Genomic DNA, 14,949 nt, shown 5'->3' with positions numbered 1-14,949 from the left:
CTAGAAAGGAGACTATCTTTGGGAAAATCAGAAGAAGCAAGAGCGCGAATTTTAATACGGGGAACTGTACAAGGGGTTGGATTTCGTTACTATGTCCTCCAAAAAGCCCAAGAAATGAGACTCAAAGGTTATACTCAAAACTTACCCAATGGGGAAGTCGAAGCAGTGGTAGAAGGTGATAAACTTTTTATAGAAGATTTATACAGAGCCATGCAACGAGGACCCACAAAAGCAAAAGTAAAGGATCATGTCATTGAGTGGAGTGATCCAAAAAATCAATTCAGAACATTTTTAATCAAAAAATAACATGAAAAAACGAAGACTTGGCAAAACAGGAATGGTGGTATCCGAAATTTGTATGGGTACCATGACATTTGGCTCCTCGTGTAACGAAGATGAGGCGTTTCGAATTTTAGATCGTGCCTATGATGCAGGAATTGATTTTTATGATACTGCAGAAATTTATCCGGTGCCTCCGCAAAAATCTTGGGTGCATCGAACTGAAGAAATTTTCGGAAAGTGGCTCAAAACAAAACCTCGTGATGGTATCATTCTCGCTACGAAAGTCGCAGGTCCAGGTCACGGTTGGTTTAGTCCCCCACTCCGCGAAGGAAAAACTGCATTAGACAAATACCATATTCGTCGTGCCATTGAAGGCTCCTTACAAAGATTAGGTGTTGAAACGATTGATTTGTATCAAACGCATTGGCCAGACCATGATGTATCCTATGACGAAACTATGGAAGTTTTGACTGAACTTAAAGAAGAAGGAAAAATCCGTTATGCAGGTTGTTCCAACGAAACTTCTTTTGGATTGATGAAAAGTCTTTGGACTTCCGACAAATACAATTTAATTAGATATGATTCCATTCAAAATAACTTTTCCATTTTGAACCGTCGATTCGAAGATGAGTTAGCACAGGTTTGTCGAAAAGAAGGAGTTTCTTTGTTACCTTATTCCCCGCTTGCCGGTGGAGTCCTCACAGGCAAATACAACGGTTCTGTTCCCCCGGAAGGCGCAAGATTTGTTCGTTATATGGCCGAAGGTGAAAGACAAAAACGAATGTCGAATCGTTTCCTAAATGAAAACACTTTGGCTGCCACAGCGGAACTTATGAAAATTGCTGAAAAATATGGAATGAGTGCAACTGTTCTTTCTGTTGCTTGGAGTAAACAACATGACTATGTTGCTTCCACCATCATTGGTGCCAATACTGTAGCACAATTGGAAGAATCCTTAAAAGCAACTGATGTCATCTTGTCTGAAGAAATTCTAACGGAAATCAATCTAGTTTCTAAAAAAATCCAATACCCAATGGGTTAAGGTAAATAAAAACAATGAGTTCTAATTCTTACGAAGATCCTTCAGAAAAACGTTCCGATATTGATGGAGAATCAAATCCATCAGGTAAAAAAATTTCAAAGTTTGAAAAGATCACTTCGGGAATTTTCCGGAAGGTTTTAATTTTATTTTTAATTACTTATCTCTTTCCGGAATGTTCTAGTTTTGGACCCAAAAATGCACAGAGTAGTCTTATCATTCTTCACATGACAATAGTTAAAGATGAGATGATTTTAGATGAGTTGATTGATCCAAGGTTTCAAAAGGTAACTCTTCGCAAGGGAGAAAAAACTTTTGAATACAATGAGAGTTCGGAGCACTATTATTATTTCCAAAATCTAAAGGAAGGGCAGTATGAAATTTATGATGCAGTCCATCTTTTGAATCGTGGTGCATCGGACTTTTCCTTTGGAAGTACAAAACAACCTACAAAAATTGATATCGATTTTGACCGAAACGATGTCGCAAAAACAAGGGTCGATCTACAACCAGGCACTGTTGTATTTATGGGAAGTTTTCACGTTACCGTTGATTTTAAATTCCAAGAAGAACCAAAAATCACGATTCGATATAGTAAATCGAATGAAGAAGAATTAGCTGCGATGGAACATTTGTATAAAAATTATCCAAGAACCGGTTGGGGACAAAAAGCTAAAAATAGAATGAAACTTCTATCATCATTTACGCAGTAAAAACCAAATTGGTTTGTTCTCATTCCAAAGTTTACAAACCAATTTACAGCGATTTACAATTCCTTATTTTAAAATTCTCAAACTAAAGTTACCAAATCTGGATCTTGTAAGTGCGGGGTGTTATTCCAACTCACAGGCTCCCAATGGCCTTTTTCTCTTCTAAAAACACTGAGAGAAGAATTGGTAATCGATTTCATAAATACGGGAAATTCAACAGGTTGCATTTTACAAGAGAGTCCCATCATGATTGCTATGGGTGTGCTAGAAGATACTACTAACGTACTTTTTACATCGTCAGGTATTTCTTTCGGGCCAGAAGAAACTTTGTCCACGTATTCTTTGAATGTATAAGGTTCTACAGGATCCCAAACTCCATGAACCCAATCGTGTAAAACTACCTGAATGAGTTCTTGGAAATAATCTCTAGTTTCCTCTTTTCCTTCTTCCCATGCTTTCTTATAAGATTCGTATAATTTTGCAAAGTTACTATTCGCATGACGAATCTTAGCTGCAAGACCAAGCCACATTCTGGAATCAAATTCATCCCAGGCTGAGTTTTCCACTGGTTCTGGAATACAAAACTGGTCTTTAGAAAAACTTTCAATAATACCTTGTGCAGTTTGTTTTTGTCGATTGAGGCTACCAGTGTATACAGAATCAAATTCGATTCTCTGGTTTTTGAAGTATTCTCCCAGTAGTTTGGCTTGTTTCCAGCCATGTTCTGTTAGTTGGTCATAGTTTTTTCCAAGGCGATCTGCTTGTCCATGACGGACTAAGTACAATAAAGACATTTAGGTTTGGAACCTCGGATTAGAGATGGCCAAATTTTCTTTAAGTTGGTTTTTTGCAAAATTCCAAATTTTTCCACCAGGCTTAAGGTCTGAGTTTGTTTTGTCTTTTGTTAGGTTTCGAATTGTTTTTGCAAATTCTTTGTTCCAAACTAGAAGCAAATTGTATTTTTCCTTTCGAGTTAAATTCGCAAAATCTTCCGATTTAAATTTTGTATCTAAGTCAGAAATTTTTAAATTTAAATTTTGGATTCGTTGAAGGTCAGATTCAAATTCTTTTGATTCTATTTCCCGGGCTATCACACCCAACATATTCCAAGATACTAATGTTTTATAAGATAACAAATCATCTCCTTCCAATTTAGGAAGAAGTTCCTTCATTAAAAAATCCTGAATGGTCGAAATGAGTTCTTTCGTTTCTGGTCTATATTGCATTACTGATTTCCTCGATGAGTCGCATGGCTTCCCATTCCATTTCTGCAGTTCGCCTGCCAATGGCAGCAAGTTCGATCCCCTTGTCTTTGCCAGATAAATGTCTTTCTGTTTGTTGAGCACTTCCTATGGCCCAACGTACATTCCCCATAATTTCCCAGAAAGTTACCTTAAACGGATCCACAGGGATTCCTGAAGTGTTTTGGTAAGCATCATAAAAATCTTTGCGATCCCCAAATCCACCCACTTCTTTATTCAACCTTCCAAATCGCCAGTCGCGCATACACAACCAAGCAATGTCTTCGTGGCGGTCCCCAAAATGGGCAAATTCATAATCCAAAATTCCTTGGAGTCCATCAGAGTTCATCATAAAGTTTCCTGTACGAAAATCTCCATGAACAAGAACTATATCATCAATTGCAGGAGCATTTGATTCTAACCAAAACAAACAAAGTTCTATGGCAGGATGTGCTTCGGGAAGTTCGTCTAACGATTGTCTTAGATCAGAAATAGCAATGGAAATATAATTTTCTTTTGTGACTAACTTTAGCTTTTGTTTAAGTTCTTCATCTGAAATAGAACTGGGTTTTACGGTATGGAGTTTCGCTAAGTTTGAAGCCAGATCTGTTACCATCTGGGTTTTACGATAGGAATCAAGTTCCTTATCTTTTGTGATATAACGTCCAGTAGCCTTACCTCCAATTTTTTCCATTAGAAAAAAAGGGGCACCTATGACATCGGAAGTTTCTTCTAAAAAAACTGGAGTTGGAGTTTTAACACCTGCTTTGTATACAAGCTCTGCCACTTTAAACTCATCTCGTTTTGACAAAGAAGAAAGTAAACTCGCTCCTTTGTCTGTGCGTAAAACTAACGACTGTTTTCCGGATTTAGAAATTAAGTCCAATGCATAATTGTCTTGGCAAGCTCCTCCACTTAAGTGTTGCATTTGGGAAACTTTTACATTATCTTTCCAAACGGAAGATAAGTGGAGTTCTACTTTTTCTTGTAATTCCTTAATTTCCATACTCCTTAGAAATCCCATTTTTCTGAAATGTAGTTTCTACCAATGACCATCTTATGAACTTCCGATGGTCCATCAGCAATCCTTGCGGCTCTTGCATCTCTGTAAAACAATTCCAAAGGTAAGTCTCTTGAATATCCTTTACCACCGCAAACTTGGATGCCCATATCAATTGTATTACACAAAGATTCACTCACTTTCCATTTTGCCATAGAGGTTTCTTGGCGTGCATCTTTTCCTTTTTGTAATAACCAAGCAGCTTTCAAAGTCAAAAGGAAGGCCATTTCAATTTCTGTTGCTCGTTCTGCAAACATCCATTGGATTCCTTGGTGGTCAGCGATTCGGGCATTAAATACTTCCCTTTCTTTCGCATAACTTCGTGCTATCGACAATGCTCGTCTTGCCATTCCAGTCCAACGCATACAATGTGTTAAGCGAGCAGGACCAAGCCTTTCTTGGGAAAGTCGAAAACCCTCACCAACACGCCCAAGAATCATATCTTCAGGAACTTCTACGTTTTCGAAATTTAGTTCGCAGTGTCCACCAGGTCCATGAGAACCCATAAGTTCAATTTCCCGAACCATTGTGTATCCTTTCGCATCGGTAGGTACAAGGAACATGGTGGTTTTGCGGAAACTCCCATTTACTTTTGCCATCACAATTAAATACTTCGCACCATTGGCTCCAGTGCAGTACCACTTACGTCCGTTGAGGATGTATTTATCACCTTGTTTTTCGGCATTGGTCTGTAAGGTGGTTGGGTCTGATCCTGCCCCCGGTCCTGGTTCGGTCATTGCAAAACCGGTTCGCAAATCACCTTTGATGAGTGGGTGGAGGATTAACTCTTTTTGTTTTTCAGAAGCAGCAATCGAAAGTAGATGCATGTTTCCTTCATCGGGTGCATCACAATTAAATATGTATGGTGCGATGGGGGAACGACCCAGTTCACTAAAAATGATACACGTTCCTATTAAATCTAGACCCAATCCACCTTCTGATTTTGGAAGATGTGGAGTCCAAAAACCAGCTGCCTTTACTTTAGCACGCGCTTGTTGGTTAATGTCTTCAGGCATACGACCTTTTTCATAATCGTAATGTTTTTCCAGAGGGATGATTTCATTTGTAATGAAGTCTTGGATATTTTTGCGAAGTGTTTCTACTTCTTGGGGAATTTCAAAGTCCATTGATTCCCAGAATTACAAGAATCAATATGAGTCGTAAATCTTTTTTTAATGAGATCGAAAAATAGGTCTTTCTCGTTTTGAATTTCTTCTAATTTCAAAATGCAAATGTGGACCGGTCGCTCTACCTGTTTGTCCAACTTCCCCAATTTTTTGGCCCTTTTTTACTCTCTGACCAACATTTATATTAAAATCAAAAAGATGTCCGTAACGAGTTTCATATCCTAAACTATGTTTTAAGATGATTAAATTTCCATAACCACCTTGTTTACCTTTGAAAATTACTTCACCATCCATAGAGGCAAATACATCTGATCCTTGTTCGGCGGCCAGATCAATCCCACCATGAAAGGTATCTTTTTTTGTAAATGGATCGATTCGTTTACCAAAACCAGAGGAGATCCTTGCTTCCGTTAATGGGAATTGAAATCCAAATCCATAGAAAAAAGATTTTTCTGATTTTCCCATGGATATACCTGGCAAAAACCATTTTTCTCTTTCAGAATCATATTGTAATTTGTTGGAATCTATATTATACTTTTCGGCTAACGCTAGTTTTGTTTTATCATCCCCGGTTGTTTCTTCTGGATGGAAGGTTCCACGCATATTGGGAATTTCTAAAACCATCCCTGGTGATAAATCGTGTGGTGAACTGAGCTCGTTTACAGAGGAAAGAGTTTCCAGGTCCATTCCTGTTCGTGCCATAATTTTAAAAAAATTATCTTCCTTCCGAACTTTGTATTCATAATATTTCAGGGGAATCAGTTCTTCTTTCTTTGCTCCAGACTTGGAGATTCGTAAATTTTCTTTAATTTCCGAACGAAGATTTTTTAAGGAAGGGTTTGTATATTCCAAATTTGCCAGAGTGAGTGGGCTAGAAAGGAGCGACGAGAGACTACTGAAAGTAATCAGAATCAAGGCCCATTTTGGAAAATTGACGGTTTTAGACATAATCTTCTAATTTGAATATCGGCCATTTCCGAAAAAAACGATGACGATTCTTGCCGAAATTGAGGAACTGTAAGGCAGATGCAGAATCGTTTTTTTGAAATTTTTCGACTGACAGCCTATTCGCTGGGCCTGGTTTATATATGTTCTTTCTTTTATTCCATTATTTTCTTAGCTTTCGTTAACAATTCGGTCCTGAGTGACCGGATCCCCGAAGAACAGTTACTTCCCCTCTACGAAGAATATTGGGATGGCAAAATGGACTTTGCCACAATGCTATCTGAATACGAAAAAATTGTCACACCGATCAAGGACCAATTTCAAAAGGAAATCACTGCCAATCCCAGTTTGCTATTATCTCAGTTTTACGATAAGGTGTTTTCTGAAAAACCTCATTACCTATTAGGTCATTCCATACCGTGGTTTTTATGTTATGTGGGTCTTGGATATTTACTTTATAAAAAAGTATTACAAATTCCTGTAACAAACCTTCAAGATGAATTATCCATCCCTATTTTACTTCGTGGTATGGCCAATGGATTTATCTGTTTTATCGTCGTAGTTATCTTTGGATTGATATTAGAAAGGTTATCGGTTCCTGTGGAATCAGGAGTTTTTGCAAAAAAACTTTATGAAGCCCTTCATGGAAACGGGTATTTATTAGCCTGGGGAATTTATGTTGTGGGTATCATTACAGGAATTCTGGAAGAAATCTTTTTTAGAGGATTTTTACTAAAAGCCTTTATTGATAAGAACCTTGCCCAAGAAGGTTTGTTCATAGTTTCACTCCTTTTTGGTTGGCTGCATTATGGAGAAGGGACATCGGTTGCCATTCCATTTATTATCTGCGGAGTGGGCATGTTTTTTGGATATATCTATATTAAAACCGGAAATATTTGGATTGCGATGGCTTGTCATGCCACTTATAATTCGTTAGGTTTAATTAATGCATACCTTCAACTTCCCGGAGTCCAATCATGAAACCATTTAAAAGATTCCGGTTCCTACTTTTACATATTGGTTTTTTAATTTTTCTTTCTACAGGTCTTAATAACTCTCTATTTGCCGGAGAGACAGTAGAAGTTTTGGGTGGACCTGAAGATGTGAATCTTCGTTTGGTGGCCCTTTTAAACAAATTAGATCCCGATTTTTATGCGGATGAAAAAACACAAGGTTTTGTTTACAGATACAGACATCGTTGGAAGAACCCATATGATTTTAATATTTACGTAGGGAAAGTTGGGAAAACTTCTCCTGATTCCATCATTCGCATTGAATCACCTAGACGTGGTCAAGAAAGGATGTGGAAACAAATTTTGGAACAAGAAATTCTACAAAAATCCCCACATGAATCTGCAGTTCCTCTCTCTGAAAAATACCATATTGTTTCTCAAGGTTTAAATTTAATTACACCAATGGCCTCGGTTGGTTATAACTCTTGGAACTCTCCATTATTCACAAATCGAGATACTTTTGTGAGTATGAGTATTTATTTATTATGCGATTTAATTTTGGCAGGTGGGGCTTATCTTTATGCCCAAGAAAATTTACCTAAAAAGAATATTTGGGACAATATGGCAAACGTAAAAGGCCCAGGAAGTGTTTGGGAATCACCGAATGCCGTAGGAATATTTGCAGCCCTTGCTGTTTCCAGAGCGGTTCGTGCCTTTGATGCTTGGGAAGATACATCCGCACACAACAAAACTGCTCAATTTGGTTGGTCGTTTAAATTTTAATCGAAAGAATCAAACGACCAAACTTCCCATTTTCGATTATGATTTGAATAGGTCTCTCGCTGCGTCGGCCGCACTTGACCTTTCAAAGTCTTCTCTCTCAATTAAAGTTAAGTCTAAGCCTTCTTTGTCGATTCTACTTAGAATCTTTCCAATATCTGCCACCTTACTCAGTTTAGTTGCCAAATATTTAAATGTAACTCCACAATCAGGGCATTTTTTATCTTTTAGATAGTTGAGACCCAACTTTTTACAATTTCCACAAGTTCCATAGAGATCATCAATATAGAGTAATTGTTTTTTTACATCTTCTACATTGAGTTGTCGCCAAACTCTAACAAATTTAGTATTCTTTCCAGATGCATCTGAAGTCATAGGCAATAGGAAGTATCGTTAATGAATCTTGTCAAGAAGCAATCCTCTGCGTTTTTAATCCTTCTCATTTGTATTTCTGGTTTTTTAGCTGTTGCCATCGGAGCATTTGGTGCCCACGGACTAAAAAAAATAGTATCCCCCGATTTGATGATCATTTATGAAACGGGGAACCGATATCATTTTTATCATACATTGGCATCACTTGTCGCATTTCTCTTGTTACAACATTCTTTGGTATCGGATTCGTCGAATAAAAGTAATACTTATTTGAAAATAGCAACATGGATGTTTCTATTGGGAATTTTGATTTTTTCTTTTAGTTTGTATGCCCTTGCCGTCACAGGGATTCGGGTTTTAGGTGCTATCACCCCCCTAGGAGGAGTGAGCTTTTTAATTGCTTGGTTTTGTTTGGGAGTTGGTTCTTTTTATCTTTTTGTTCCAAAAAAATAATTGCCTTGTTTACTGATTAAATTTCTAGAAATTAAGCCGTCAGCGATGAGTAACAAACCTTCGGCGGCTGCTTTTCTAGCTTCTTCTGAACTATCCTTTTGTAAGGACATGAGTTCATGTACATACTTTCTTTTTTGTACATCCAAAACTCCAAGCATTGATCCTGCTATTTTTTCATCCATTTGCATGAATGCCAATGCAAGAGTTTGTGGTGGTGTTTCTATACATAAATAGTATAATGCAAGGTTATCGAAATATGATAATTGACTTAACTTCTCTAAAACTTGTTCTGATCCTGACATAAATAATCCTTTTGTATTAATATTTTCAATTTTTACTATTTTGTTACTTCTTCAATTTTTCCATTTAAATAAGAAATTAAATATTTGGAATTAGCAGATTCACCTGTTGTCTGTTTCATCAGAGTATCTACATCAAATATTTTTCCTTTTGAGTGAATGTTTTTCCTTAGCCAACCAAGTAAGTCAGAAAAATCACCTTTCGCAGAAAATTTGTTATGCGAATCCGGATATTCTTCTGTGAATTTTTTGAAAAACTGTGAACTAAAAATATTTCCCAAAGTGTAAGTTGGGAAATATCCAAATGCACCCATCGACCAATGGATGTCCTGTAAAACACCTTCTGCATCATTTTCTATGGAAAGGCCAAAACTTTCCTTCATTTTTGCGTTCCAAATCTCTGGTAGATCCTTTACTTGAATTTTTCCATTGATGAGGTCTCTTTCGATTTCAAAACGTAAAATGATATGGAGGTTGTATGTAACTTGGTCTGCTTCCACTCTAACTTTTGTTTTTTCTGTGCTATTGATGTATTGGTATAACTCTTTAAACGGAAGTTCTTTATCCGTTAAATCAAAGTCAGATAACAAAATAGGGTAAACAAATTCCCAAAATGGTAAGGAACGTCCCACTTGATTTTCCCACAATCGGCTTTGTGATTCATGAATTCCTAAACTTAAAAACTCCGTTAAAGGGGTGGGCCATTCAGGCATTGCCGATAATCCAGACTCATATAAGGAATGACCAGTTTCGTGTAATACACCAAAGATGGAAGATAATGGATCTGTTTCCGAATATCTAGTTGTGATTCGTTTATCACCTTTACCCAGGCTTGTGGAAAACGGATGGTTACTCGTATCCAATCTAGATTCTTTTGTCGTTAATCCAAGAAGAGATGGGAGACGGTTACAAAATTTTGTTTGTTTGTCAGTGGATACGGGTCCAGGAAATGGATTTTTGAATTTAGGTGCGGTGGCAACGATTGGAACGAGTGACTTTTTCAAATCAGAAAATAAAATCTGAATTTGAGCGGCTTTGGCTCCTTTTTCATAACTGTCGAGCAAGGCATCGTAAGGTTCTGTCGTATAACCAAAGTAATCTGCCTGTTTTTTTGATAATTGAACTAACTCCTCTAATCGATTTGCAAAAGATTTGAAGTTTTTGTCCTTTTTGGCAGTTGCCCATTCTGCATGTGCTAAGTTAGTGACTCTTGCAAATTCGGAAACAAATTCAGAAGGCAATTTATCTGCTTTTTCTTTCTCTTCCATAAGAACTTCCAACTCACGATTCCAAACCGACCGGTCTTGTTCGGGGAGTTCGCCAATCGATTTTTTGGCAGTCTCTATTTGGTTTAAGAAAGATTTGTCTGTCATCCAGTCGTGGGTGAGCTCTGCCACTGCGGCAATTTGTGAGGACCGGTATTCCCTTCCCTCTTCAGGCATCATTACCTCAGAGTCCCAATGGAGGACTGAAGCTATGTCTTGGAATAATTTGATTTTTCGATATTGTTTTCGGTAATTTTCAAGTGCTTGGGGCAGGGCCATTGTCTCATTTTCTTCCTACCACACTTTCTGGAACCAAAAATCATTGACCCTTTACCCCCAACCAAAACTATGTATTTACTGTCGCGGGTGTGGTGTAACGGTAGCACAGCAGCCTTCCAAGCTTCTGGCGAGGGTTCGAGTCCCTTCGCCCGCAAGACATTCCTTCCAAACAATCAATTAACATATACTATGAAGTTGACTCGAACAGTGGCCCGAGCTGGTTTGTGAGTGACCCATAGGGAACGAACAAATCAGAAAGAAAGCCACGATGGCTTTCGAGCCGTGCCTCGGAGCACAGTGAGGAAACGATGTCCGAACAGCGGAGTGGGCTTAGTCTCTTCGTCTCCCTGGACAGGATGGGATATAAGTATCCCCGCCCGATTGGAGGGTGGGGAACTAGACCCGCCACCCAATGAACTCCAAATACCATAAATCTCTATAACAGAAAATTTCTTTTCTAAATCTAAAAAAAATAAAAGAGAAAAGTTCGTGGTTTCAACTTTCAAATTTAATTTGAAACACTTATAAATAAGATTTCTTCGCGCCACCGATCGCAGTGGAAATCCTTTCCCGAAGGGAAAGATTGGAACGAAGAGCGGGATCGCATCATCGATATTAGCTGAATGTAAAACCGATTGCGAGGCGCCCCAATTTTCAACTAAAGATTGTTAGGATAAGGCATTGTAACAAATCCTTTAAAACCATCTTGGTATACGGCGAGATATAACTTTTCTTTTCCGGGGACAACCACAATGATATAAGAGAATAAACTTCCATCGTGCATGCTGAAATACAATGGCTCACTTCCATTAGGTGAAAGAGCGAGTATGCCAGTTTTTTTGGAAACTGGTTGGAGTTTTTCTGGTATATAAAGAACAAGTCGTTTCCAAAAGGGATGATTGTGTAACCACGTAATTAGTTTCGAACGTTCTACTGGAATGGCAACCCAGATACGACCCTTTGGATCTCTGTCCATTCCATCAGGAAATCCAGGTAGACCTTCAATCACTATTTCATCTTTACCTTGTTTATCTCCCGTTAGGTGCAAACGAATGAGCCTAGATTTTGATAATTCGTTTAATAGAATGGAAGATTCGAAATCTCCATTAGAATATTCCAATAAAATTCCATCTAAGTAAGTGTATTGATATGCGATCAAACTCACGGTGTTATCGTTTAAATCATATTTCCAAAGATGTCCATTTCTTCCAAGTGTGAGAACTTCTTGTTTTGATTGTAAACTCACTCCAAGGATTGCATCAGGATGATCATAAGGTTCTGTAAAATAAATTCTCTGACCATCCCTACTAATTGCTAAATCATCTGCCTTTTCCACATTGCGACTGTTACTTTCTGATAATTTCGAAAAGGGTATTTTTGTTTCTTTTCCTTTTGGAAAAAAGATTCCGATATGATTTGCCGATGGTTCTTTAGTTTTATCTACGATAGGAACACGGCTCCCAATTTTTCTTAATTGTTTTGTGGAAATTGTTAATTCGTAAATCCCAGGAACGGCAGAATTTTTATCAGTATGTTCTTTTCCACGAGATAGGCACATATAGACGATGTCTTTGTTTTTTGGATGAAACACCATACCACCTGGTAGAAGCGGAGTTTTTATCAATGGTTCTGCTTCGTGATTATGCAAATTTACTTTCCAAATCCAACCATCAATGGAAGCAACAAATGCTCTGCCTAAATCTTCTTGTAACAAAATCTCATCTTGTGCGGGTAAAGAGGATCCGCTTATGGCTACATTCTGTTTGATCGGATCTCCCTCTGACTTGATTGCATTGATTCCTGAATGATAAGGTAAATTGATTTGTTCTTTTATTTGGTTTTTGAAATATTCTTCTGGTGTTCGACAGGAAAATAAGATTAAAAACAAACCAAGTATATAAAATGAAACCAGTATTTGTTTTTGAATTTTTGGTTGGATTACTTTTTTAATCATTAGACGTATCACCTAACGAAATACTAGACAAAGGTAGGGAATACAAACCTCTTGAGGATGTATCAAAGGAAGGAAAATAAACAGAGTCTAAGTTTGGAACTGCTACAGAGATATCTTTGATTTTTGATCCATCATGCATCGAATAGTATAAGGGAGTTTTTCCATTGGCATTCAAAACAAGGATTCCCGTTTTTTTGGCAATTGGTAACATTCGCTGTGGAAGAGAGAGTAACAGTGGTTTTAACCAAGGTTTGTTATGAATCAAATTGACAAGACCAGATCTAGGTTTAATGATACCGACCCAAATCCTTCCCTTGTCATCTCGTTCTAATCCATCAGCAAGCCCCGGAAGATTTTCTAATAAAACTTCAAAAGTACCTTCTTGTTTGCCACTGATATTTGCTTTAATGATTCTAAACTTTGTAGTTTCAGTAATGATTACAGATTCCTCTTTAGAATTGGTATGGTCTGCAATGATGATTCCATCAACAAAAGTAAACCCACTCATAACTAAAGATATGGTATTTTGTTTTCTATCAAACATCCAAAGTTTACCATGAGGATAAAGCCCTATTGCTTCGGGAACAGCTCCACTTCCCATGGCCGCATCTGCTCTTTCGAAAGGTTCTGAAAGATAAATTCTATTTCCATCTAGAGAAACTGCAAGATCATTACACAATGAAAACGGGCGCGAGTTTGCTTCATTTAAATTCTTTAATGCAAAAGTTGGACGTTTTGATTCTGGATAAACCATTTCAAAATCATCCGGATTCGTTTTAGGTAATGTTAATAATATTGGAACTACTGTTTTCGATTTAATATTTACTTCATATAACCCAACTTGTTTTGTTTCATCATAACTCACACCTCCGAGTTTGGATGCACAAACTAAAATCGATTCATTCTTTTTATTTGAAAACTGTAACCCAGCAGGATTCACCGGAGTTTTTACCCAAGCTAATGCTGTATTAGATTTAAAATCTAATTTCCAAATCCAACCATCCATTCCCGAGGCAAAAGCAATTTGATTTTTATTGTCAAAAATTAAGTCATCGTGCCCAGGTAATTCAGGCATATTTGTATTGAGATGATTTAAAAACGGATCTGGATTACTTACTTTTAAAACTGATTCGGGAACACTTCCCAGTGGATAGGCCTTTCCGATTTTAATGTTTCCTGTATTACAAGAAACGAATAACATTGATATCAAAATTGTTGATTGTAACTTAATCACTTTCATTAAATTGCCTTTTTAGTTTGGTATTTTTTTACATGAGGAACATCATCATCTAACCAATATGCTTTGTCCTCTTCTACTACGAGTATCTCTTCAAACTTAAATCCAGTTTTCCCCCAACCAAGATGTGGTTCAATGGCCCATAATCCGACTTTGTTTCCTTCATGATCAGGTGTTAATAATTCAGGTAATACCTTATGAGATAAAAATTCATAAGATCCTTGTAAACTAAACCAACTAGCAAAACTTATAGGTAATATTGGGAACGAAATGTTGGGAAGGTTTACTTTATATACACGGTGACCAAGAACGGCAAAAGGATATAACGCGTGTACGTTGTGAAATCCGGATTTTTTTGCTTCTACATCTATCTTCCACCAAATTTCTGAAGAAGTCATTTTTGAATTAAAGTATTTTGGGATTTCTTCTCGAAGGTGTAATAAGTATTCCATACCTTTATCGAGTTCTGGATTTTTGATTAACGAAGAAGAGTAACCGATATCACCAATGTAACCGTCTACAACAGGGGATACATCTAGTATAAATGATTCTTCTTCTATTAATTTCTTTTTACCCGGATGAAATTGAGTAAACCGTTTGTATCCATCAAACCTTGCATGTTCGCCAAACCAAGCAAACGGCCTATGCAAAAATACTTTGACTCCGTGGTCTCGCAGAAACTCATCCATTCGTTTGGCGGTTTGTTTTTCTGTCCAACCAGGTTTCATTTCCTTTTCAATGGTCGTAACACATTCATAGGCTAATTTTTGAGCTTTAAGAAATCCTGATTTTTCTTCCATGGATGGAGTTTTAATCGATTCCGATTTTAATTTTGAAAATTTGGAGGATAACTTCGATAACAATCCTCTTTCAGTGGTTAGGGGCATCAGTTTCTCATTTCCTTATTAGAAAGAAGAGGATAACAAAATCTAAAAAACTGTGCTTGAATGATT

General features: G+C 37.4%; 17 protein-coding genes and 1 tRNA gene. 7 read left to right on the top strand and 11 right to left on the bottom strand.

Translation table 11 applies throughout. The annotated features are described in order from the left end of the window. Positions 1-18 precede the first annotated feature (18 nt). From EHR07_RS12195 to EHR07_RS12185, 3 genes are read left to right on the top strand one after another with little or no spacing between them, the layout of a single operon-like run. Positions 19-306 (top strand): acylphosphatase, encoded by a 288-nt coding sequence (locus EHR07_RS12195; RefSeq protein ID WP_135572996.1) that lies wholly within the window; start codon positions 19-21, stop codon positions 304-306. A 1-nt stretch (position 307) separates the two neighbouring features. Next, complete coding sequence (locus tag EHR07_RS12190) at positions 308-1,324, top strand: aldo/keto reductase (protein ID WP_135745326.1); 1,017 nt, start codon at positions 308-310, stop codon at positions 1,322-1,324. A 14-nt stretch (positions 1,325-1,338) separates the two neighbouring features. Beyond that, positions 1,339-2,034 (top strand): hypothetical protein, encoded by a 696-nt coding sequence (locus tag EHR07_RS12185; protein WP_135745325.1) that lies wholly within the window; start codon positions 1,339-1,341, stop codon positions 2,032-2,034. A gap of 77 nt (positions 2,035-2,111) precedes the next feature. On the opposite strand, the gene EHR07_RS12180 is transcribed toward EHR07_RS12185, so the two are convergent. From EHR07_RS12180 to EHR07_RS12160, 5 genes are read right to left on the bottom strand one after another with little or no spacing between them, the layout of a single operon-like run. Continuing rightward, positions 2,112-2,825: a histidine phosphatase family protein gene (locus EHR07_RS12180; protein ID WP_135745324.1), complete on the bottom strand. Its 714-nt coding sequence runs from the start codon at positions 2,823-2,825 to the stop codon at positions 2,112-2,114. After that, on the bottom strand, positions 2,826-3,257 hold the full coding sequence (locus EHR07_RS12175) for a hypothetical protein (RefSeq protein WP_135745323.1): 432 nt from the start codon (positions 3,255-3,257) through the stop codon (positions 2,826-2,828). It abuts the gene before it with no gap. Then, positions 3,247-4,278 (bottom strand): phosphotransferase family protein, encoded by a 1,032-nt coding sequence (locus tag EHR07_RS12170; protein ID WP_135745322.1) that lies wholly within the window; start codon positions 4,276-4,278, stop codon positions 3,247-3,249. The genes EHR07_RS12175 and EHR07_RS12170 overlap by 11 nt, the downstream gene beginning before the upstream one ends. 5 nt (positions 4,279-4,283) lie before the next feature. Continuing rightward, a complete protein-coding gene (locus EHR07_RS12165) occupies positions 4,284-5,459 on the bottom strand; it encodes an acyl-CoA dehydrogenase family protein (RefSeq protein ID WP_135745321.1) in 1,176 nt (391 codons plus the stop codon). 45 nt (positions 5,460-5,504) lie between these two features. Continuing rightward, positions 5,505-6,407, bottom strand: a complete 903-nt coding sequence (locus EHR07_RS12160) for a LysM peptidoglycan-binding domain-containing M23 family metallopeptidase (RefSeq protein WP_135745320.1) — start codon at positions 6,405-6,407, stop codon at positions 5,505-5,507. Between the two features lie 255 nt (positions 6,408-6,662). On the opposite strand from EHR07_RS12160, the gene EHR07_RS12155 reads away from it, so the two are divergent. Continuing rightward, positions 6,663-7,385, top strand: coding sequence for a CPBP family intramembrane glutamic endopeptidase (locus tag EHR07_RS12155; protein WP_238735323.1), 723 nt, complete (start codon positions 6,663-6,665; stop codon positions 7,383-7,385). Continuing rightward, positions 7,382-8,140 carry a hypothetical protein gene (locus EHR07_RS12150; protein ID WP_135745318.1) on the top strand — a complete coding sequence of 253 codons (759 nt, stop codon included), beginning with the start codon at positions 7,382-7,384 and terminating at the stop codon, positions 8,138-8,140. Before EHR07_RS12155 ends, EHR07_RS12150 begins: the two co-directional genes overlap by 4 nt. 36 nt (positions 8,141-8,176) lie before the next feature. On the opposite strand, the gene EHR07_RS12145 is transcribed toward EHR07_RS12150, so the two are convergent. Beyond that, the gene (locus EHR07_RS12145; RefSeq protein WP_100789015.1) at positions 8,177-8,512 is read right to left on the bottom strand and encodes a hypothetical protein; all 336 of its coding nucleotides are present in this window, start codon (positions 8,510-8,512) and stop codon (positions 8,177-8,179) included. A gap of 21 nt (positions 8,513-8,533) precedes the next feature. On the opposite strand from EHR07_RS12145, the gene EHR07_RS12140 reads away from it, so the two are divergent. Then, entirely contained in the window at positions 8,534-8,962 is a 429-nt protein-coding gene (locus EHR07_RS12140) for a DUF423 domain-containing protein (RefSeq protein WP_135745317.1), read from the top strand. Here EHR07_RS12140 and EHR07_RS12135 read toward each other — a convergent pair. Together EHR07_RS12135 and EHR07_RS12130 are read right to left on the bottom strand one after the other, a co-directional pair. After that, the gene (locus EHR07_RS12135) at positions 8,938-9,264 is read right to left on the bottom strand and encodes a hypothetical protein (RefSeq protein ID WP_135695518.1); all 327 of its coding nucleotides are present in this window, start codon (positions 9,262-9,264) and stop codon (positions 8,938-8,940) included. The two genes, EHR07_RS12140 and EHR07_RS12135, sit on opposite strands and share 25 nt — an antisense overlap. Positions 9,265-9,299: 35 nt before the next feature. Then, positions 9,300-10,805 carry a carboxypeptidase M32 gene (locus tag EHR07_RS12130; RefSeq protein ID WP_135745316.1) on the bottom strand — a complete coding sequence of 502 codons (1,506 nt, stop codon included), beginning with the start codon at positions 10,803-10,805 and terminating at the stop codon, positions 9,300-9,302. 83 nt (positions 10,806-10,888) lie between these two features. Here EHR07_RS12130 and EHR07_RS12125 point away from each other — a divergent pair. Then, positions 10,889-10,959, top strand: a tRNA-Gly gene (locus EHR07_RS12125). A gap of 504 nt (positions 10,960-11,463) precedes the next feature. Here EHR07_RS12125 and EHR07_RS12120 read toward each other — a convergent pair. From EHR07_RS12120 to EHR07_RS12110, 3 genes are read right to left on the bottom strand one after another with little or no spacing between them, the layout of a single operon-like run. Beyond that, positions 11,464-12,759 carry an SMP-30/gluconolactonase/LRE family protein gene (locus EHR07_RS12120; protein WP_135745315.1) on the bottom strand — a complete coding sequence of 432 codons (1,296 nt, stop codon included), beginning with the start codon at positions 12,757-12,759 and terminating at the stop codon, positions 11,464-11,466. Continuing rightward, positions 12,752-13,999, bottom strand: coding sequence for an SMP-30/gluconolactonase/LRE family protein (locus EHR07_RS12115; RefSeq protein ID WP_135745314.1), 1,248 nt, complete (start codon positions 13,997-13,999; stop codon positions 12,752-12,754). The genes EHR07_RS12120 and EHR07_RS12115 overlap by 8 nt, the downstream gene beginning before the upstream one ends. Further along, positions 13,999-14,883: a M24 family metallopeptidase gene (locus EHR07_RS12110; RefSeq protein ID WP_135745313.1), complete on the bottom strand. Its 885-nt coding sequence runs from the start codon at positions 14,881-14,883 to the stop codon at positions 13,999-14,001. The genes EHR07_RS12115 and EHR07_RS12110 overlap by 1 nt, the downstream gene beginning before the upstream one ends. Between the last annotated feature and the right edge of the window lie 66 nt (positions 14,884-14,949).

This window comes from Leptospira bandrabouensis (genome assembly GCF_004770905.1).
GTDB lineage: Bacteria > Spirochaetota > Leptospiria > Leptospirales > Leptospiraceae > Leptospira_A > Leptospira_A bandrabouensis.
This window is presented reverse-complemented; position numbering and strand designations above follow the sequence as displayed.

What these genes read in the sequence shown, in the direction of transcription:
- EHR07_RS12190 (WP_135745326.1), top strand. Translation starts at nt 308, where the DNA reads ATGAAAAAACGAAGACTTGGCAAAACAGGAATGGTGGTATCCGAAATT.
- EHR07_RS12185 (WP_135745325.1), top strand. Translation starts at nt 1,339, where the DNA reads ATGAGTTCTAATTCTTACGAAGATCCTTCAGAAAAACGTTCCGATATT.
- EHR07_RS12180 (WP_135745324.1), bottom strand. Translation starts at nt 2,825, where the DNA reads ATGTCTTTATTGTACTTAGTCCGTCATGGACAAGCAGATCGCCTTGGA.
- EHR07_RS12175 (WP_135745323.1), bottom strand. Translation starts at nt 3,257, where the DNA reads ATGCAATATAGACCAGAAACGAAAGAACTCATTTCGACCATTCAGGAT.
- EHR07_RS12170 (WP_135745322.1), bottom strand. Translation starts at nt 4,278, where the DNA reads ATGGAAATTAAGGAATTACAAGAAAAAGTAGAACTCCACTTATCTTCC.
- EHR07_RS12165 (WP_135745321.1), bottom strand. Translation starts at nt 5,459, where the DNA reads ATGGACTTTGAAATTCCCCAAGAAGTAGAAACACTTCGCAAAAATATC.
- EHR07_RS12160 (WP_135745320.1), bottom strand. Translation starts at nt 6,407, where the DNA reads ATGTCTAAAACCGTCAATTTTCCAAAATGGGCCTTGATTCTGATTACT.
- EHR07_RS12155 (WP_238735323.1), top strand. Translation starts at nt 6,663, where the DNA reads ATGGACTTTGCCACAATGCTATCTGAATACGAAAAAATTGTCACACCG.
- EHR07_RS12150 (WP_135745318.1), top strand. Translation starts at nt 7,382, where the DNA reads ATGAAACCATTTAAAAGATTCCGGTTCCTACTTTTACATATTGGTTTT.
- EHR07_RS12145 (WP_100789015.1), bottom strand. Translation starts at nt 8,512, where the DNA reads ATGACTTCAGATGCATCTGGAAAGAATACTAAATTTGTTAGAGTTTGG.
- EHR07_RS12140 (WP_135745317.1), top strand. Translation starts at nt 8,534, where the DNA reads ATGAATCTTGTCAAGAAGCAATCCTCTGCGTTTTTAATCCTTCTCATT.
- EHR07_RS12135 (WP_135695518.1), bottom strand. Translation starts at nt 9,264, where the DNA reads ATGTCAGGATCAGAACAAGTTTTAGAGAAGTTAAGTCAATTATCATAT.
- EHR07_RS12130 (WP_135745316.1), bottom strand. Translation starts at nt 10,805, where the DNA reads ATGGCCCTGCCCCAAGCACTTGAAAATTACCGAAAACAATATCGAAAA.
- EHR07_RS12120 (WP_135745315.1), bottom strand. Translation starts at nt 12,759, where the DNA reads ATGATTAAAAAAGTAATCCAACCAAAAATTCAAAAACAAATACTGGTT.
- EHR07_RS12115 (WP_135745314.1), bottom strand. Translation starts at nt 13,999, where the DNA reads ATGAAAGTGATTAAGTTACAATCAACAATTTTGATATCAATGTTATTC.
- EHR07_RS12110 (WP_135745313.1), bottom strand. Translation starts at nt 14,883, where the DNA reads ATGCCCCTAACCACTGAAAGAGGATTGTTATCGAAGTTATCCTCCAAA.